Origin of the sequence: Neobacillus muris, from assembly GCF_943193175.1 — a bacterium.
GTDB lineage: Bacteria > Bacillota > Bacilli > Bacillales > Cytobacillaceae > Neobacillus > Neobacillus muris.
In genome coordinates, this window is sequence record NZ_CALPDF010000015.1 from 47,039 (window position 1) to 67,229 (window position 20,191).

Here is a 20,191-nt window from a genome sequence, read left to right on the forward strand (position 1 = left end):
TTCCTCCTATTTCTCGTAAGTAAAGTTAAGATGTGCTGCATCTTTTAGTCTTGGATGCTTTGTGTCCTTTTCAGACAGAATTGGGCTGGCAGTCGGCCAGTCAATCCCAAGATCAGGATCATTCCACAAAATACCGCCATCATGCTCTGGGGAATAGTATTCATCAACTTTATAAGCAACAGTTGTGTCAGGAACCAATGTACAAAAGCCATGCGCAAAACCCTTTGGAACCAGCAGCTGGCGTTTATTTTCCGCGCTTAAGATGACGCCTGCCCATTGTCCATAAGTTGGTGATCCTTTTCGAATATCAACCGCCACATCATAAATGGCCCCCGTGATGCAGCGGACTACTTTCGTTTGAGCTTTTGGGTTTAGCTGAAAATGCAAACCTCTTAATGTGCCAGTTGGTGCCGACAAAGATTGGTTGTCCTGAACAAAATCATAATACAATCCCAACTTTTCAAACAATTCCTTATTATAGCTTTCCATAAAATAACCACGATGATCACCAAATACTTTTGGTTCTAGTATTTTGACTCCCGGTAACTTCGTCTCAATTACATTCATTTGTTTAACCTCACTTATCAATTCAATCCTTGATTAGCGATTTTAATCAAGTATTGACCATATTGATTCTTTTTTAATGGCTCGGCGAGTTCTAATAGTTTATCTTTTGTAATGTATCCCATTTTGTATGCAATCTCTTCAAGGCAGGCGATTTTTAAAGACTGTCTTTTCTCAACCGTTTCAATGAACTGGGATGCCTCTAATAACGAAGCGTGTGTACCAGTATCCAGCCATGCATATCCACGGCCTAGTAGTTCAACACTTAACTCACCCATTTCAAGATAAGCCTTGTTTATATCCGTAATTTCTAATTCACCACGTGGTGATGGCTTAATATTTTTCGCAATCTCAACAACACGGTTGTCATAAAAATAAAGTCCGGTAACAGCATAATTTGATTTAGGGGCCTCGGGCTTCTCCTCGATGGAGACAGCCTTGCCAGACTCATCAAACTCTACTACACCAAAACGTTCCGGATCGTTGACATAATATCCAAATACTGTCGCACCTTTTTCGCGAGAAGCCGCCTTTCGCAATAGGTTGGTCAATCCATGGCCATAGAAAATATTATCGCCTAGTACTAACGCGACATTATCATCCCCAATGAATTCATCCCCTAAGATGAATGCTTGTGCTAATCCGCCTGGATGAGGCTGGATTTTATATGTAAAGTTCATGCCTAAATCGGAGCCATCTCCCAATATTTGTTCGAATCGTGAGATATCCTCTGGTGTTGAGATAATTAAAATATCTTTAATGCCTGCTAACATTAATACAGATAGCGGATAATAAATCATCGGTTTATCATAGACTGGCAATAGCTGTTTGGATACCACCTTCGTCAAAGGATAAAGTCTAGTACCACTGCCACCTGCAAGTATTATGCCTTTCATTTATATCAACTCCTCCTAATTTTCTACAAAAAACTTCTTAATGTCCCTTCCCCATTATAAAGAAGGACCGAGTAAAAAGCCAAAATCTGATTGGAAATGTAATGAAAACTTAAAATTAAGTACGTTTATAAATTGCGATAGCAAAAATGGTCCGAAGCCGCCCTCTTAACTGAATGAATAATGACCTTTTTTTCATGCCAGTGACATTGCCTCCATGGCGGACATATTTCATCAGTGGCTGATCGATAAAAACAATTTTTTTCTTTTTGAGCATACAAACTAGAGCAATCCATTGGTCATGCATTTCAATGGAGGATGGAAACGGCAAGATGTCTGCAACTAATTCCCTTTTAAATGCCATCATTGCCCCAGTAAAAGCATTTTTTAATATGTTCCCAAGTACCCCTTGATTTATGTTATTCTGATTATATTGATTCCAAGACGGGCTGATGGATTCAAGACTGCCATTAACTACATAGGCATCATGAACAACAAGGACAGCTTCCTGCTCCTTAAAGGCCTTGACTACAGTTGAAACTTTATTGTCCTCCCAAAGATCATCTTGGTCACACAGAAAAAGGATATCTCCCTTTGCTAAAGATATCGCTTTTTCAAAACTTTTAATTGCTCCCAAATTTCCTTCATTGACAATAACTTGAACCCTGCTGCCATAAGTTTCATTAATGACTTTGACCGTATTGTCTTTTGAACAGTCGTCTATTACAATCACTTCATCATTAGGACCCAGTTGTTTTAGAACCGTGTCAAGCTGTCTTAGTACGAACTGCTCACCATTATACGTTGCCATACAAACTGATAACATCATCATTTAGCTCCTTCTAAAATGAAAAAAGCTTACGTAAGGTATACATGGCGATTTTCTTATTTTTGACTTTCAATAACTGCTTAAGAAACCGCTTAGCAAGCTGTTTTTTATAGGCCAATAATAAATCTTTTTTGTAATTTTTGTAAAAATTTATTTCGGATTCTATAATGCTCTGATATCGGCTGAGCGATACCCTGCTATAATCCATAACGGATAATTCATGTTCCAGCACTGAGTCTATAACAAATACCTTCCGTCCTCTTGCGTATATTTCAAAGAATAGCCAGTGATCCAAATAATCAAGAGGGAATTCCTCATTAAACCCGCCAATTTCATTTAAAAATTGTGTTTTAATGAGAGTACCGGAGTTGATAGCCATGACTGGCTCTTCTTGAAGCCCGGCCTGCGGCCGCTTATTTTGCAGAGGACGTACAGAATGACTAAACACAGGCGAGATCATGGTATTTTCGCTTATAATTTTTGGAACGATAGCTGCGACTTCATCTTCTGATATTTGTAAATGTAATATTTCGTTGATATAGGAACTAGTTAATTGGGTATCATGATCTAACAATATCAGCCAATCGGACCCATTTTTTTGAGCAATTGACCATGCATAATTATAAGCAGCAGCTATTCCTAAATTTCTTGAATCATGATGATATACTATATCAACATTTGATATAGCAGGCCGCTCAATACTTTGCCTTATTGGACTATTATCATAAATAACAATTGACAAATCCCCAAAATTTCCATTGTTTTCTTTCAACGCCTCTAAAAGTGAACAATAGGTAGTCGAATCTTTTATTTTTGTTTTATATACCACTATTACTAAAGTCAGCTTCATCTTTAACAGCCTTTGAAGTTATTTTTTTTTCACTAAAAAGTGAAAATAGCAAGGGATAAACAAGTTGGAAACTTAATCCCGTGAAAGAAAACATATTACTGAAGGTTGTAAATACAAATATAGAATTCATTATTACAACGCCAATGACCAAGTACTCACTATTCAGCTTTTTAAGCAATAAAATATAAAAGAAGGCGAATAAGAAGGCGAAAAGAACATAAAATGTAATTCCAACCCATCCTAGTATTACATACGGCTGAGCAAAAGCAGTTGACACATTTAATTCAGGCGTAATTAAAAACCCTGCTGGTATTTCGATATTATACATAGAAACTACTCTCTTGCTGATAAAATCAGGCATTGTTTGAGTAATTGTAAAAACAAAGGAATCATAAACACTCACATCTTTCTCAAAAGAGAAATTGTTGATTGTTTTCTGTAAGTTTGCAATCGGTGACGCAACATAAATATAAGCCCAAAAAAATTCCTTTGGAACTACTGATTCTTTAAATTCCTCTGTAGCCCCGCCAATTTCTAAAAAAAGAGTATTGTCAAACAAGGATGTATTGGTTTGATAGGAATTATTCACCCTCATATTTCCAGCAACCCCGAAGAGATACAAACCAAATATCATTAAGACTGACAATCCAATTATTTTTTTTACCGTAATTTTGGACTGATATTTAATTAAATAAATAAAAACACAGCTCATTAAGATAATAAGCAGCATACCTCTATTTAAAATCAAAATAGAAGGCACTAATGTCAGCGTGTAGAATATGATTGATTTCTTTCTTTGGCTGGCATCGGAAAGAACAATTTGAAACAGATAAAGTGAAAAAAATGAATTAAATGTAACCAATAAAACATGGAAAGTCGGGATACCAAATTCTGTGTAACTTAAAGGCGTATTAGTGAACATTGCCAAAAGTGGAAAATTTCTATGATATAAAAATTCCAAAACGTATCCGGCTAAAATCCCATATGTGATGAGCTCCAAATGTTTCTTGTAATAGATTTTATGAAAAGTAATGATTTTCTCCTTCGTAAAAACCCTTCCTAAAAAATATGCTGCAACCATTGAGCAAACCAAAAAGAGCAGCAATGGTAATTCTAAGTTTGGAAACAGTGTTGACCATCTTAAAAAGTATGCAACCAAAACTGCCAGGAAAGAAAGAATATAAATAAAATAAGGATTAATCAAACTCCAGCTTGCCCCCTTTCCATAGTGGGTAAAAACTACGATTTTTTGGATTTAGAGGTATAGGACAGTACGAAAGAAAACACTGCGCCAATTATAAGGCCGATTATAGCTCCCATAATAATATTAGCATTAGATCTCGTTTGTAATATTTGTGCTTCTTGTCCTTTTTGAGCCTTTTCAACGATTTGCACTTTTGTTACATCTAGATAATTGCCAATTTCCTGTTGAAAAACTTCAGCTACATTATTTACCAGATTAGTTGCAGCGGATGGTGTGCTGTCTTCAACAGTTATTCTTAAAATTTGGGAGCCATTTTCAATCCCAGATTTGACCTTATTCGCAATGACTTTTGTGTTATCTTTTAAACCTAATTCTTTTTTTACTGCATTAAGGATTACTGGTGTATTTACCAAAGTTTGCGCTGTATTCATAAAACGTGCTGTGTCATCAGCTTGATTAATAAGAGTATTGGTTTGGTTAGGCTGTTGCTTGATTAATACTAAAGCCGATGTTTGATACGTTGCAGCTGGAGCTGGACCTGTTAAAAATTTCCCAGCAACTCCGCCTATAAGGCCAAGTAACAAAATCAGCCAAATGAACCTCTTTAAGATTTTAAATAAATCTCCGATATACGTTGACTCTCCCATGATAACCTCCTGGAAACAATTTAGTTTTCATAATAATGCAAGTATGGGTATGATTTATTTTATACGGCACACGCGTTAGATCAAAAAAAACGCCACCCCCATTTATTAAAATATTTAAACATCGAATGCATAAATATTTTAAATAGCGCAGGATTTTTATGGGCGCCGCGTTCATAATAATGAACAACATTTGAAAAAGGACTATAAACAATACGTTTATTGTTATTTTTTAGCTTTAAACAAAGATCATAGTCTTCAAAATACATAAAATAACGGTCATCAAAACCACCAACACTCTTGAAATCCTTTCCGCGCAAAAGCATAAAACAACCTGACCCGATTCGAATGTCAACCAGCCGGTCATCTGGAATATCTCTAAGCTCATAAGAAGCCAATCTCTTTTGGAATATTTTTTTGACGAACTTAAACGGAATAAATCTCAAAGCATAATCAAATACAGACACCCGGTCACGCATTAAGTGCTGCGTAGTTCCGTCAGAGTTAAGCACCTTTGGAACCAATAATGCAATTGATTCGTCCCTATCAATGACCTCAATCATTTTAAGCAGGTCTTCCTTAACCAATATTACATCCGGATTAAAGACTAAAAAATATGGTTCGTCTGAATTCAATAAATTATAATTGTGACCAAAGCCAAAACCGTTATTTTCATGATAAAAAGTGATATCCACAAAGTCTTGGTACGCTTTTAACTGATCTTGATAGTCTTTATTTGAATTATTATCGAATACTATAATCCGAAAACGGGAGTCACTACTGAATTCTGTTCTTAAATTATCGAGAACCTTAAAAATGTGCTTACTGTTATAGGTAACAATGCTAATTGCAACTTTTGCATTTGACAATGCCTTTCACACTCTTTCATTTAAAATACAAATTAAATTATGTAACAAAATCTAATATGTTTCGTCTTAATTTACGTGATGTCGACAGGCAAGGCAATTTCCTTGCTTTATTTTCTTCTAATTGTGTGAATAAAATTCTCTATTTCCAACAGAATTAAAGAAAAATCGGCAAATTATTCTAAATTAGCCTAGCACTCAGCCCATCAGATGTAAATTATAGCATCATCTTGTCATTATTTGTACTTTATCTGTCGATTTTTTTTTATTTCCAGTTGAACTAATATCGACAGGATATTATAATTTTTAGTAAGATTGCATTAAATTACATTAACTAAACCTGTACAGAGGGGATTGAATAATATAAATGAATTCTACTAGAGAAGGTAGAAAAAAGCAGAAAAAGAGATTTAAGAAATGGATTAAGTTAAGCTTCTTTTTATTCTTTATTCTGCTAGTCGGCGGAGGGATTTATTTCTATAACTTTTATAACAACGTTGTCAGTGCTGTTGATAAAATGAACAAACCGATTTCCAGAGAAGTTTCCCAAAAACGGGAAACCAAAGTTGAAGTGGAAGAAAAGGATCCCATATCCATCCTTCTCGTAGGTGTGGATGAACGTGAAGGGGATAAGGGCAGAACAGATTCCATGCTTGTCGTTACGGTAAATCCAGAAAAGCAATCTACCAAAATATTAAGTATCCCTCGTGATACTCGTACAAAGTTAATTAACAAAAATAACCCAAATAAAAATCGAATTGATAAAATAAATGCAGGCTATGCATATGGCGGCATTGAAGAGAGTATCGATACAGTAGAAAATTTTCTTAATGTACCAATAGATTATTATATCCAGGTGAACATGGAAGGATTTAAAGATATCGTAGACGCTGTTGGCGGGATAGACGTAGATAACCAATATGCGTTCGAATTAGATGGCGTGAGACTGAAAAAAGGTCCGCAGCACTTAGATGGTACAGAAGCACTTCAGTATGCACGTATGAGGAAAGCTGATCCAAGAGGTGACTTTGGCCGTGCAGAAAGACAGCGGGAAGTCATTTCAAAAATTATTGATAAAGGCAAATCCATTTCAACTTTAACGAAGTACGATGACATTCTTGCCGCACTTGAAGAAAATATCAAAACTAATTTAACACTTTCAGATATAATTGATATCCAGTCATCCTATAAAAATGCTGCCGGAACCATTGATAAACTTGAAATTCCAGGTGAAGGCAAAATGATTAATGGTGGTTGGTACTTCATTGTTGAAGATGAAACACGGCAAAATCTTTCAGACCAATTACGTGAGCATCTAGGCTTAGATCCGGAAATGGTTGCGGAAATAAGCATAAATTCATAATCCTAAACAGAGCCCGATTTATTTGTCTTGTACGGCATAATAAGTCGGGCTCTTTTGCGGCAAGCATAGAGTTTTATTTTCAGCTTCTTTTTTCAGCAATCATTTTCTAGTATAATAAGCTATTAACTTTTCTAAATTATTTAAGGTCATAGCTCCAACAAGGAGGTTATTAGTGTGAAATCGAAAGAAAAAATATGGAAATATCTTATATTATATTTTTTTCTATATGCTTATCACTTTATTGTTGAAAAGTTTCCGGGGGATGATGAATATTTCTCGAAAATTTCAAACCAGAAGACGATCATTGAATGGCTATACTCCAGATATATGGATTGGTCATCGCGAATTTTTCCTGATGCGATGGCGTATCTGCTGCTCGACCACAAAGTATGGTTGTGGAGACTATTCAATCCACTCCTGTTAATTTTCTTAGCAGCTGCAATGGCAAGAATTTGGAAAAGAAAGATTACGTTACTGGAAATTTTGGCCGTTCTTTCGATACTGGGTTTCTTTGCACAAAACGTATTAAGTTCAGGTGTTTTTTGGATAACAGGTTCGATGAATTATTTATGGCCAATTACTCTCGGATTACTCGTTATGGTTCCATTTGCGGATAAAATTTTCAGAAATCTTTCTCTAAATAACAATTTTTTGTTTACTTTATATCTTCTTCTTGCCTCTTTAGCATCTGTCGGAAATGAACAAGTATCACTATGCATATCATGTTTTGCAATTTTAAGTCATATTGTCTTGCTTGCGAAAAAGCAATCACTAGATAGGAAATTACTGGCTATGACGATCGTAATGATTTTAGGGACTAGTATAATGCTGCTAGCCCCAGGAAACGAAGAAAGATGGATCCAGGAAGCTGCCTACTGGTACCCAGGGTTTGAAAATTTAACCTTAAAAGAGCATTTATATTTGGGCACCATCTGGGCATTTGGGAAAATATTTTATGATATGAGATTTCTTGTATTTTTGGGGTCTTTCATTACAATCATTACTTGTTTTCAATCCGAACAATTAAAAAACCATTTTATTTTTAAAATATTCACCATTAGTTTTACAGGAATTATCATAATAAACCTTACTGGACTTGGACAAGAATGGCTAATTTCGTTCACTAATATTAAAGATTTCGACTTTAGTGCCAATTTATTATCGTTTTATAAAATGAATAAACCATTTATACTAGCTTTGTTTCCTTATATATTTTGGATAATTTACAGCTTGATGCTAGGCTATTTAATGATTAAATCAACAAAATATAAAATATTTGTTTCTATCTGTCTGCTTGCTTTTATTGCCACTCTGGCTGTCATGTTCTTTTCCCCAACGATTTATGGATCTGGAAACCGGGTGTTAACAGCAGGTTCGGTCATTCTAGGGTTGGTAATAGCAGGGGAGCTTTTAGAAAAAAATTGGATACGCAATCCATTTTATTTATCAATATTGGCATGTTTCCCAATTATGAACTTAGGATATATGTTACTTAAATGGATGAGGGATGGATTTAATCCATTTCTATAAAAAGAAAAAGCTGGCTCCAATATTCTTGAAGTCAGCTTTTTTTATTGAATGACACAATCAATAATTATCTTTGAATAATTCCTTTTCTTACTTTTTCCATATTTGTGACCGGTTGAGAAGATTCCTCTTTTACAATATAGTTAGGCCTTGCCTTGACTTCAATAAAAATTCTGCCAATGTATTCCCCAATAATCCCGAGAAATATAAGCTGAAGTCCTCCGAAAAATAACATAATGGAGACAATTGATGCATACCCGCTTACTGGGTTTCCATAAACTAGCTTTGAAAAAATGACATAAAACATATATAGAAAAGCAGAGCTTGCCGTAAACAGTCCAAAATAGGTTGCCCAGCGCAATGGAGAGATCGTAAAGGAAACAATGCCATCAATGGCGTAATGAACCAGCTTCCAAAAGCTCCAGCTAGTATTGCCAGCGGCTCTTTCGACATTCTCGAATTCAATACATTTTGACTTATAACCAACCCACATAAATAAACCTTTAGCAAAGCGATTTCTTTCCCTCAAACGCAGGAAGCTGTCAACAGCCTTGCGGTCCATTAAACGATAATCCCTCGCCCCATCTACGATGTGAACATCACTCATTTTATTGATTAATTTATAAAACTGTTTTGCAAACCAACTTCTTAGAGGAGGCTCACCGCTTCGCGTTGATCTCCTTGTATACACGACATCGTATCCGCCATTTGCCCAGTCTTCAATCATCTGAGGCAATAATTCAGGAGGATCTTGAAGATCGACATCCATTAATACGACTGCATCCCCACGAGCCGCCTCAATACCAGCCAGCATGGCTGCTTCTTTTCCAAAATTTCTGCTAAAGCTGATATATCTTACATTCTTCTTCGCATTGCTTAGTTCTCTCATTTTCTGCTCTGTAGAATCCTTGCTGCCATCATTTACATATATAAACTCATAATCAGCATATCCAATTCCTTCAATCACTGGTTGAACAGTAGAATAAAATAATTCAATCGATTCTTCTTCATTATAACAAGGAACAACAATAGAAATTAGCTTCAATTTATACACCTTCTTTATCAACATAAGCTGATGATTAGTTAATTGTTCACCACTTAATACCTTTTTATTAAAAACAGATTTATTTTAACATAATTAAATCCATATTCATATTTTCGTTTAGTCTGTAACTGGAGGTCTTTTCTTTCTTTCAAAGAAAAATATATAGACTAAGAAACAAACTAATATGACAGTTGAAAATACGAGTGACCCATATAACACATTAGGGGAATAATGCAGCTCCACTTTGTGGCTGCCCCCCTTAAGCGGAACACCTATAAATTCACCAAGTTTTAAACTCTCAACTTGCTTACCGTCCACGGTAATTTTCCAGCCCTTATCGTATGGTATTGATAAAAATAATACTTTATTATCCTCCACATCTATATTCCCTGCTATGAAATTATTTCTAAATTTTTGAATATGGAAGGCACTTTGGTTTATTTCATTTGTTCGTTTACCAACTAAAGTATAATCAAGTGTATAAAATTTAGGTAACGATACAGACTGAGCATTCTGGTCAAGTTGAAATTTGGCATTTACTGTTTCGTTTTCAAAAGTACCCAAATCCAAACTATTCAAAAAGCCTAACTTAGCTCCCTGTATTTCGTTTCCATCGATTGACAGCGAATATAACTGATCATAATTTTGATATTCCTCATCTTTCAACTGTAAATACAATTCCTTCAAGTCATCAACTTTAATTTTAAATTCTATAAAAGCTGGATTTTTAGGGTCCATTTTTTGAAAAGATTTTGTATCTGCACTGTAACTTATATTGGTTAGGTTATAATCAACTGAATGAAGTTCTTTATAATAAGAAGAGTTGCCATTATAACTCCCAAGCATTGTATTTTGTTTTTCCATCCAATTATTTTGATTTTCCAATGAAGAAAATTGTTCCCTGTTAATGAGAAATCCTATTGGCAAGCTATAGTTATTTTTATATGCTTTGACTTTTCCATCTTCAAATATTTTCTGATAAATTCTTTCATCCTTTGAATGAAGACTCACTGTATAATGAAAACCGAAAAGCATATCTGAAACAAAAATTCCATTTTTCATATTAGCTGCTCTTGAACTGGCAGCATATCCTAGCGAACCTAAAAATTCATTTAATTTTCCATTGCCTGTTGAGGTATAGATGGACATTCCATTATATCCATATCTTAATGATTCATTTTCGGTTGAAAGCAGCTCATTTTCTGGCTTAACCCTATATAGGCCTTTATCCGATTCCAATATGTGATTAATGGCATTTTGATAAGCTGGATTGTAAACCTCGTCCCAATCTGCAGGACTAGAAGCGGCAGTATAGTTACGAAATATAAAAAATGAATTACAGAACAAATCAAACGCGACGATACAAAGCAATATCAAGTTGAGTACTCTCTTGTATTTAAATTGAACCTTTGCTGCCTTAATCATCAAGAAACAGAATAGGGCCGTCAAGATTAATACATTTAGATATAACTCGGTTAATGTGAAGAAGTTTTGATCTGAGAGTTTATTTAAAAGACAGATGACAACTATATTAAAACCATATATTTTCCAAAGGAAAGGCAGCATTTGCCTATCCAGCGCAATATAAGCTTTTACTGACAAAATAATTAAATAAAAGGAAATTAAAAATGCGAACCGGTAAAATGCTCCATTCGGAACCTCAAAAAGATGCCAGACATAGTTCAAAAAATTACTTGGTATACTAAATAACATGAAACTTAATAACAATAAATGGGTCATTCTTTCTTTTAAAGAATATTTTTTGTTAAGGAAGTATAAAGGTACTAATAGTAAGGCGAAAAGCCCCGTATAAATGCTTAAATTCTGAACTTCCGTCGTTCCAATGAAAAATCGTTGATAAATATCAAGCGGATTTATGGCAAACCCCTTATACTGATACGCCGTACCGCTATAAGTATTATTTTTTATCTGAAGATAGGTAGGCAATAAAACAAACATAGAAAAGCAAACTGCTAAAATAACACTTTTAAAAAACAAGGCAAACTTCTTAGTAACTTCTTTCTTTGTGAAATTACTTAGATATATCTGCGTTAAGAAATATAAAAACACAAATATCCCAGTCATATAAGAAATGTAAAAGTTTGAAATAAAAAGAAGCGTTAACGTAACCAAGAATAATTTATACCTGTCTTTATTTATGATGAGATGGACTGAGTAAATTAAAATTGGCAGCAAATAAATACTATCCAGCCACATCGGCAAAAAATAGTAGGTTATAGAAAACGACATTAGCGAATAACTGATAGAAAAAATCACATTTTTTATTTCAGTCAAGCCAAATAATTTTTTCAGCATAAAACTCATAGCAAGGGAGGCTAGACCCAATTTAATTAAATAAATAACAATAACCGCCTGAGGAATCAGTTCTCGTGGAAAAAAAATAATTAATAAAGATAAAGGACTGGATAAATAATAGCAAAATGTTGGCCAGAAATTCGTACCCATTCCATAGTTCCAAGTAAAAAGCAAACTTCCTTGCCCATGCAATACATCGTACAGATGATCATAAAACAAAATAATTTGGTAGGGAAGGTCAATATACCAAATTGTATTGGAACCGAATGGCACTATTCTCAATAAAAAAAATGCTGTTAATATAATCCCAATAGGTATAATAAATGCCAAAAAAGTAAAAATCTTATTCATATATGTACTATCTCCTTAACTAGATCTAAGGTTAATTTCTCTCGAAAGTCAATTATATATGTACGATTACAATATCACCAGATTTAGCGTATTTATAACGCATTTTTTTCGTACTATCCCATTACTATCCCTCTGGAAGAGAAACCGATAACTCAATGCACACAAAAGGATAACTCAACGATGAGTTATCCTTTTAAAACATTATTATAATGATTTTCTAGTTATTAAACAATATGCCTCCACCATACAGCCATCCTTCTTGACCATCAACTATAACTCTGTACCAAAGGCTATCGTATGGATATTTTGAAGAATCACCTGGGTAGTAACTAACATCTGAGTTATAGCCCAAAACCTTTACAGGAGTCCCGGCTCCTAATTTTCTAATTAACGTTGAAGTTGAAACGTATGGGAGTATCCTAAACGATAAACCATCCGTAGTAACTGTGGCATCTTTATCCATATTAATCATGATACTGGCTGGATACGGCTGGCCTTCTGGTATATTCCTTCCAAAGGTGGGAGGTGCTTCAGGCGAACTTGGCATAACTGTTGATTGGAAATAACTAGTTGCATCAAACGGTTTTATTGACTGCATCAAATTGGCAATTCCATTGGCCCAACTTTGATCTGTAGCATACCTTACATTCATGCCTTGCAATGTTGGTCCATTATAATAGCTTCCAGTTTCATTTAAGTAATTCTGCCTTACAATAAATGCCTCGTAAATAATGCTGTCACCGCCATTTGGGAAATAATAGGCACAAGTAAATGGGCAGCTGTTATATGCGCCATATCCATAAAGATTATGCTTGTAAATACTTAAATTAGAAAATCCCCAGCCAGTTTCCCAAATCGCATGTGCGACAAGATATTGTGCATTTACGCCATATTTATTCTGGGCATCTATGAAACTTTGTGCATATGCCTTCAAAGGACTATCAGGCCGTTTTTGATTAAAGAAATTAACGATATCTGCTGCTGTGATATTTGCCGGTTTTCTTAAATCAATTTGAGTGTAAGGATTGCCATTAAACACATAGATAATACTGCTAAGTGAAGAGGTCGATCCATTTCTTCCCGTTTCTTTTACGGTTAAGGTATGCTGTCCTTCAGAAAACTGTAAGGTATTAAGGGAAAATTGGTAACCTGAGTTTCCATTTTGAAATTCCGGAAAGGCTTGCTGAACATCAGGACGGGCACTGCCATACTGAGCTTCCCCTTTTAATTGGCCATCAACATACACTTCAATTTTGGATACGCCGCTCATATCTAAATACCAGCCGTTTACACTGATATCTCCTTTTACCGTAGTCCCGCTTAATGGAGAGTCAATAGAACCAACAGGTGAAGGGTTTTGAACATTCACTGCTACACTTTGTTGATTTTCTGCCCCGTTACTTCCTGTTTCTCTAACCGTTAAGGTGTGCTGTCCATTGGTTAAATTCTTCGTGTTCAGAACTCCCTTATATCCAGAGTTAGAGTTTTGATACTCTGGAAAGGCATTTCCCACATCTGTACGGGAAAAACCGTATTGAGCTTGACTTTGAACGACTCCATCGATTAATACCTCAATCTTTGAAACACCGCTTGCATCCAAAAACCAGCCGCTCACTTCTACGTCTCCTTTAATGGAAGCACCATTAGCTGGAGAATCAATGTATCCTTTTGCCGGCAGATTTTGAACATTCACTGTTACTCTGTCAAGAGTATTTACAGCCCCATTTTTTCCAGTTTCTTTCACTTGGACGGTGTGCTGGCCGTTGCTTAAATTCTTCGTTTTAAGGGTAAACTTATATCCTGGGTTTGGAGTTTGGTATTCAGGAAAGGCACTGTATACATCGTTGCGGGGAATTCCGTACTGCGCTTCCCCCATACTTTTTCCATCGACCAGCACCTCAATTTTGGATACGCCGCTGGCATCTAAAAACCAGCCGCTCACTTCTACGTCCTCTTTTATGGAAGAACCGTTTGCGGGAGAGTCCATATATCCCCTTATTGGTGAATTTTGAACATTCACCGTTGAGCTTTCGAAAGTATTGACTGCCCCGTTATTCCCGGTCTCTCTAATTGTTACAGCATGCTGACCGTTGGTTAGATTTCTGGTATTAAGGGTAAATTTATATCCTGGGTTTGGAGTTTGGTATTCAGGAAAGGCACTGTATACATCGCTGCGGGAAGTTCCGTACTGCGCTTCCCCCATGCTTTTTCCATCGACCAACACTTCAATTTTGGATACCCCACTTGAATCTAATAACCAGCCGCTTACTTCTATGTCCCCTTTTACAGTAGAACCATTTGATGGAGAGTCCATATATACCCTAACCGGAGAATTTTGAACATTGACCTTTACGCTTTGGGTAGTGGCTGCTCCATTATTTCCAGTTTCTTTAACAGTTATAGTATGCTGGCCATTGGATAGGTTTTTCGTGTTCAAGGTAAACTTGTATCCAGAGTTGGCATTTTGATATTCTGGATAAGCATTTCCCACATCGGTCCGTGCCAGTCCAGTCTGCGCTTCTCCCCTGAATATTCCATCCACCAGCACTTCAATTTTGGAGACCCCGCTGGCATCTAAAAACCAGCCGCTTACGTCTATGTCCCCTTTAACAACAGAACCATAAAGTGGTGCATCAATATATCCTTTTGCCTGGAGATTCTGTACATTCACTGTTACTGACTGGAGAATATTAGCAGACCCATTATTCCCGGATTCTTTAATGGCCAGGGTATGTTGTCCATTAGATAGGTTCTTTGTATTCAAGGTGAATGTATATCCAGAGTTTGGATTTTGATATTCTGGAAAAGCATTATAAACATCAGTACGCGGACTTCCATATTGAGCTTCGCCCATGCTGTTTCCATCGACTAATACTTCAACCTTTGACACCCCAGAGGCATCTAAAACCCATCCGTTAACAGTAATTTCCCCTTTAATAGTTAATCCGTTCAAAGGAGAATCAATATACCCTCTAGGAGACAGAACTGTATCATCCGCAAACACTTTACTATTATTAAACACTATTAATATAGTAAAAAGTGCTGCAAATAATAAATATTTAATTGTCCTAGTTTTGATAGTTTTCACCTCTCTACTTTTATATTTAACAGATTAATAATATCAAACAATTATATATTCGACAATTTTAAACGACATTTTTTTATGGAAACAAATTTCCTATTATTCCATTAAAAATGTCAACTATGGCACAAAAATAGCCCCGTCTTCATGACGGGGCGCATATTCTTGGCTATTTACTTTGCTGAACTGATTTAAATATTAAAAATTTACTTGCAAAGAAGTTTATAATCACGACAACAATATTTGCCAAAATTTTGGCTAACATATCATCCATCGCAATCCATTCTACAAGTACAATCATCATTCCCAAATCGATGCCGTATGATAATAGTCTAAAAAAGAGGAAGGACAATAACTCCTTTACAAGAACTTTAAACCCCATATCTTTGCTGTTAAATACAAAAATCTTATTGGTCACAAAAGCAAAGATAACTGAAATTAACCATGCAATGGAAGTAGCAATTTTATAGTCGATATTAAAAAATTTGGCCAGTACAGCATAACAAACTATATTAACAAGGGTAGTAAGGACACCAAAAATAATATAACTAATCATTTCTTTTATATTTTTCATCTTACATCTCCAATTGGTTATAATTCTTTGTCATTTACACGCTTCCTTCTTTTTACATAAACCAGCAAAATCAATATTAACATACTGGATGCACTTGTAACCATTCCTACTTTAAACCCTTTTGGCAGGTAAACCAATTCAATCGAATGTACACCTTTATTTACATCAAGGCCAATAAATCCGCCCAGCCTTTTTACAGGTACTTTTTTGTTATCCACTAAAGCTGTCCAGCCTTCATCGTAAGGAATTGAAAAAAACATAGCATTTGAATTCTTTGCGGTTATTTGTCCCTTGATTGATGTGTTTGTCCAGCTTTGTAGCTGAATGGTTTCTGTTCTGAGTTGATTTATCCTCTTTTCAAAGCTTGGAATATCTAGTTGGTAAAACAGGTTTTGGGTTAATTGTGTTTTAGGCACTAAAAACTCAATCCTAATCGTTACCATCTGCTGGTTGTATGCCCCTAGATCCAATACCCGGTCATTATGAAACGTTGGATAAACTCCTAGTGGCTTATCATTTACAAAAATCCTTGTTTCATTATATCCCGCGAAGCCTTTCCCGGCAGCCAGCAATGTATACAGCTGTTTTTTGCCAGAAACCTTAAAAGTGATCTCAATAGAACCTTCTTGACTTGGATCTTTTTTTCGAATATATTGAACGTTTGCGACCTTTGTCACATCCAGATTGTTTAACTGAATAGAACTTTCAGGAATAGGTGTAAAATACTTTCCATTACCCAATAGAGTATTTTGTTTCTCGAATGGATTATCCTCCTCAGTATTAAACTGAACCTGTTTCTCATCCAGCATAAAGCCAATCGGAAGAAAATTCTTATTGTGATACAAACAAACATCCTCATAGCACTTTAATTTGTCGTAACCATATTTATTTATTTCTTTATCTGAAATCATATATTTAAATGCAAATAAGGCATCTGAAGAAAGTAAACCTTGATTTTGGGCCAAGGACCGCGATCCCAGTGTCGAACTATATCCAATTTCCTGCATAAATGCGTGCAATGTCCCATTTGCCAGTGTATTAAAATTAGTCATTCCCTTATACCCGTAGCGGATCGAATCATTGGGAGTTAATCCAATAGCTGAATTCGTTCGATAAAAGCCCTTATCTTCTTTCCTTAGGTCATTTGCCAAATTCTCGAATGCAGGACTTGCCATATTGTATTGGGCACGTGTGATACTATATCCAGGACTGCTATTAAGCGTTTTAATATGCTGATAGGCATTAACCCCCATATCTAAACAAACAAAAAGGATGATCACACCGGAAATCCATTTTCGATGGCGGTTGAGTACGGCTTTTCCATACAAAAGCACACTAAAAATAGTTAGAAAAGCCATATTCATAAGGGCCTTTTTTATTGACATTAACTCCGGTTCCATTTTGGTTAACAGCATTAACAAAAAAACATGAACTAAATAGACCTTAAAAAGTGATGGCACATTATCTTTTTTAAACTCAGCATATGATTTATATGCAATCATTATTAAGGTAAAGGAAAGGACAAAAGCAAATCGGTAATCGTATCCGGAAGGCTGGGAAAAAGCATGCCAAACAAAACTTAAGCCTTTAATCTGCAAGCTGAGCCATAAGATAATTAAGAATGCAAATGACAATAGTTTTTCTCTGCTTCTGATATTACCGTTCAAAAAAAATAATGGGGCAAACAAAAGTACTAATAAACCGCTGAATACATTAGGCAAATCAAAAAGATGCTGGCTGCTGCTATAAAGCTTTGGTAAAAATTCAAAGAAACCAAAAGCAGGATCTAACATATTTTTGATTTCAATATGCTGATAACTGTTGCTTTTTAACGCAAAATAGGTGGGAACAGTAATAAATGCCGATATACCACCGGCAAGAATTGTGCAAAACATAAAATAAGCAAATTTGATACAAATGTCTTTCATGTTCAATTTGGAAGCAGACAAGCCTCGATAAAGAAAGTAGAGAAAGGTAAATATACCCGCAATATAAGCCATGTAAAAATTAGATATAAACAGAATTGATAAACTAATAATTAACAATACATATCTACTCTTAAACAGATTTTCGACCGCCAATAAAACTAGTGGAAGCAAATAAATACTATCCAGCCACATACTATTAAAAAAGTAGCCAATAGCAAACGAAATCAAGGAGTAAACAGTTGAAAATGTGAGGCTCGTCATTTTTTCTGCATTGCCAATTTCCGAGAGAAAACAAAACATGAATAAACCAGATAAACCAATCTTAATAAGAATCATTAAAACAAAGGCCTCTGGCAGATGAGCTTTGTCAAAGATAAGGATGACGAACGATATGGGGCTGGATAAGTAATAAGCGAATGTGCTCCAAAAATTCAATCCCATTCCAGCTTCCCATGTATAAAGCAGACTTCCATCGCCTTTTAATACATCATACAAATAGTTATAAAATTGTATATATTGGGTGTATTCATCTCCCATCAAGATAGAGCGTTCCCCAAATGGGTATACTCTCCAAGCAGCAAAAACTGATCCTAAAATAAAAAAAGGGACTAAAAAAGATAGGAAATAAAACTTCTTTTGAAAAAATAACTTACGCATCAAATCCCCCGTTCATTTAAGGTAAATCTAATATGTATATTACGAATAGGCATCGTTTTTCCGATGCCCATTAAAATTTATCCTCTTGTCATTTGTTTTACCAATATTAACGATGCTTTAATGGCTTTTCTCTGGAAGAATAAATACAAACCGTAACCAGCAAGATAAACCATTAGCCCCATCCAAGATGCCATAAACCAGCCAGCGAAAATAAAAATAACCGTCATGGCCATTTCAAGAAACGTGTCTTTAAACACAGATACCTGAAGGAATTTTGATAAATAGAACTCCGCCAAAGCACTGCGGAAAGCTAATAGAGCCACAATCGATACAATTGCTAAGGAAAGATTCTTAAAGGCCAAGGTGAACAGCAGTGTAAGAATGATGCTCAAAACGACCGATGCTACATTAATGCCAAGCATTAACTTTTCTTTTCGCAATGTTTTGAGATAGGTGTTTATTAGCAACGCCATTTTTCCTTCATAAATACACATTGGAAATAATAGCGCCATGAACATGAGCCCTTCCTTATATTGTGGCAGCCAAGCTGGTAAAATAACTGATAAAGGGTAGTAAACGACAAGCAGGCCCAGTAAAGGGACCATCAGAAAGATCCTCATCGCAGTAAAAATAGTTGGCAGCTTTTCTTCGCTTGTCCGCCTTAAGACCGGGAACATAACAATACCAACCGCATTGATAAATACCATCATCAGACTTGAAACACTCAAGACTAACGAGACTTTTCCAAATGTTGCAACGTCCCATGTCCGTTCAATCCCAAAACGAACAACTCCAATAATAAACATGCTAGCAATATTAGCAAACATCAATTTGATCCCTACACTAATATTGTTTAACATTTCTTTAATATTAAAATAGAACACAGATATTTTTTTAAAAACCATCTCTTTACAGCAGTATGCAGCGTACAAAAGGGTCGCGAATTTACCAATTATATCAGCAATAATTAATAACTTGAATTCTCTGATGCCGATTAATAAAAAGCACAAGATTAAAACACAGTAAATAACTCGTTCCCATAATGTTATTTGAGCGTACTCTTTAATCCGGTTAGTTCCCTCTAAAACAAAAAGAAGCATGAGCCTCACATTAACAATTAACATACACAATGCAGTAATGTTAAAAATGAATAAACGATTAGCATCCGAACTAAAAATAGTTGATATTCCTATGATAACCGCACCAATGATCACCTGAAAGATGACCAGCATCCAAAACTGCGAGAAAAATAACTCTTTATTTAAGTCCTTATATTCTTTTCCACCGTATCTCAAGTATATCCCGTCATTCCACCCAAAGTGCAAAAAACCCACATAGGATGAATAAAAAAGATATAACTGCCAATAGCCATAATCTTCTACACCAATCAACTTTGGTACAATTAAAATTAATACGGTTGAAATGATTAATGATATGAGATTGGATGACAGGGTGTATGAAAAGTTTTTAATAAAAGTAATTGCCTTATTATTCAACA

General features: G+C 35.4%; 15 protein-coding genes. 2 read left to right on the top strand and 13 right to left on the bottom strand.

The features are described from left to right. Positions 1-6: 6 nt before the first annotated feature. From rfbC to NFS43_RS12130, 7 genes are all read right to left on the bottom strand, one after another. Positions 7-567, bottom strand: a complete 561-nt coding sequence (rfbC, locus tag NFS43_RS12100; RefSeq protein ID WP_251551931.1) for a dTDP-4-dehydrorhamnose 3,5-epimerase — start codon at positions 565-567, stop codon at positions 7-9. Positions 568-584: 17 nt separating this feature from the next. Beyond that, positions 585-1,460 carry a glucose-1-phosphate thymidylyltransferase RfbA gene (rfbA, locus tag NFS43_RS12105; protein WP_251551932.1) on the bottom strand — a complete coding sequence of 292 codons (876 nt, stop codon included), beginning with the start codon at positions 1,458-1,460 and terminating at the stop codon, positions 585-587. 115 nt (positions 1,461-1,575) lie between these two features. Next, a complete protein-coding gene (locus tag NFS43_RS12110; protein WP_251551933.1) occupies positions 1,576-2,289 on the bottom strand; it encodes a glycosyltransferase family 2 protein in 714 nt (237 codons plus the stop codon). Positions 2,290-2,299: 10 nt separating this feature from the next. Next, positions 2,300-3,136 (bottom strand): glycosyltransferase, encoded by an 837-nt coding sequence (locus NFS43_RS12115; RefSeq protein WP_251551934.1) that lies wholly within the window; start codon positions 3,134-3,136, stop codon positions 2,300-2,302. Continuing rightward, a complete protein-coding gene (locus NFS43_RS12120; RefSeq protein WP_251551935.1) occupies positions 3,105-4,340 on the bottom strand; it encodes an O-antigen polymerase in 1,236 nt (411 codons plus the stop codon). Before NFS43_RS12120 ends, NFS43_RS12115 begins: the two co-directional genes overlap by 32 nt. A gap of 35 nt (positions 4,341-4,375) precedes the next feature. Continuing rightward, a complete protein-coding gene (locus NFS43_RS12125; protein ID WP_251551936.1) occupies positions 4,376-4,987 on the bottom strand; it encodes a YveK family protein in 612 nt (203 codons plus the stop codon). Positions 4,988-5,067: 80 nt separating this feature from the next. Then, positions 5,068-5,853 carry a glycosyltransferase family 2 protein gene (locus NFS43_RS12130; RefSeq protein ID WP_251551937.1) on the bottom strand — a complete coding sequence of 262 codons (786 nt, stop codon included), beginning with the start codon at positions 5,851-5,853 and terminating at the stop codon, positions 5,068-5,070. Between the two features lie 364 nt (positions 5,854-6,217). On the opposite strand from NFS43_RS12130, the gene NFS43_RS12135 reads away from it, so the two are divergent. After that, on the top strand, positions 6,218-7,213 hold the full coding sequence (locus NFS43_RS12135) for an LCP family glycopolymer transferase (protein ID WP_251551938.1): 996 nt from the start codon (positions 6,218-6,220) through the stop codon (positions 7,211-7,213). Positions 7,214-7,387: 174 nt separating this feature from the next. Then, on the top strand, positions 7,388-8,743 hold the full coding sequence (locus NFS43_RS12140; RefSeq protein WP_251551939.1) for a DUF6056 family protein: 1,356 nt from the start codon (positions 7,388-7,390) through the stop codon (positions 8,741-8,743). A gap of 64 nt (positions 8,744-8,807) precedes the next feature. Here NFS43_RS12140 and NFS43_RS12145 read toward each other — a convergent pair whose 3' ends face one another. The 6 genes from NFS43_RS12145 to NFS43_RS12170 all read right to left on the bottom strand — a co-directional run bounded on the left by NFS43_RS12145 (position 8,808) and on the right by NFS43_RS12170 (position 20,189). Continuing rightward, positions 8,808-9,785 (bottom strand): glycosyltransferase family 2 protein, encoded by a 978-nt coding sequence (locus NFS43_RS12145; protein ID WP_338150607.1) that lies wholly within the window; start codon positions 9,783-9,785, stop codon positions 8,808-8,810. Positions 9,786-9,902: 117 nt separating this feature from the next. Next, positions 9,903-12,452, bottom strand: a complete 2,550-nt coding sequence (locus NFS43_RS12150) for a YfhO family protein (protein ID WP_251551941.1) — start codon at positions 12,450-12,452, stop codon at positions 9,903-9,905. Positions 12,453-12,669: 217 nt separating this feature from the next. Further along, positions 12,670-15,474 (bottom strand): Ig-like domain-containing protein, encoded by a 2,805-nt coding sequence (locus NFS43_RS12155; protein WP_251551942.1) that lies wholly within the window; start codon positions 15,472-15,474, stop codon positions 12,670-12,672. A gap of 229 nt (positions 15,475-15,703) precedes the next feature. Next, entirely contained in the window at positions 15,704-16,108 is a 405-nt protein-coding gene (locus NFS43_RS12160) for a GtrA family protein (RefSeq protein WP_251551943.1), read from the bottom strand. 17 nt (positions 16,109-16,125) lie between these two features. After that, on the bottom strand, positions 16,126-18,693 hold the full coding sequence (locus NFS43_RS12165) for a YfhO family protein (RefSeq protein WP_251551944.1): 2,568 nt from the start codon (positions 18,691-18,693) through the stop codon (positions 16,126-16,128). Between the two features lie 77 nt (positions 18,694-18,770). Beyond that, entirely contained in the window at positions 18,771-20,189 is a 1,419-nt protein-coding gene (locus tag NFS43_RS12170) for an MATE family efflux transporter (protein ID WP_251551945.1), read from the bottom strand. Between the last annotated feature and the right edge of the window lie 2 nt (positions 20,190-20,191).

What these genes read in the sequence shown, in the direction of transcription:
- rfbC (WP_251551931.1), bottom strand. Translation starts at nt 567, where the DNA reads ATGAATGTAATTGAGACGAAGTTACCGGGAGTCAAAATACTAGAACCA.
- rfbA (WP_251551932.1), bottom strand. Translation starts at nt 1,460, where the DNA reads ATGAAAGGCATAATACTTGCAGGTGGCAGTGGTACTAGACTTTATCCT.
- NFS43_RS12110 (WP_251551933.1), bottom strand. Translation starts at nt 2,289, where the DNA reads ATGATGATGTTATCAGTTTGTATGGCAACGTATAATGGTGAGCAGTTC.
- NFS43_RS12115 (WP_251551934.1), bottom strand. Translation starts at nt 3,136, where the DNA reads ATGAAGCTGACTTTAGTAATAGTGGTATATAAAACAAAAATAAAAGAT.
- NFS43_RS12125 (WP_251551936.1), bottom strand. Translation starts at nt 4,987, where the DNA reads ATGGGAGAGTCAACGTATATCGGAGATTTATTTAAAATCTTAAAGAGG.
- NFS43_RS12135 (WP_251551938.1), top strand. Translation starts at nt 6,218, where the DNA reads ATGAATTCTACTAGAGAAGGTAGAAAAAAGCAGAAAAAGAGATTTAAG.
- NFS43_RS12150 (WP_251551941.1), bottom strand. Translation starts at nt 12,452, where the DNA reads ATGAATAAGATTTTTACTTTTTTGGCATTTATTATACCTATTGGGATT.
- NFS43_RS12160 (WP_251551943.1), bottom strand. Translation starts at nt 16,108, where the DNA reads ATGAAAAATATAAAAGAAATGATTAGTTATATTATTTTTGGTGTCCTT.
- NFS43_RS12165 (WP_251551944.1), bottom strand. Translation starts at nt 18,693, where the DNA reads ATGCGTAAGTTATTTTTTCAAAAGAAGTTTTATTTCCTATCTTTTTTA.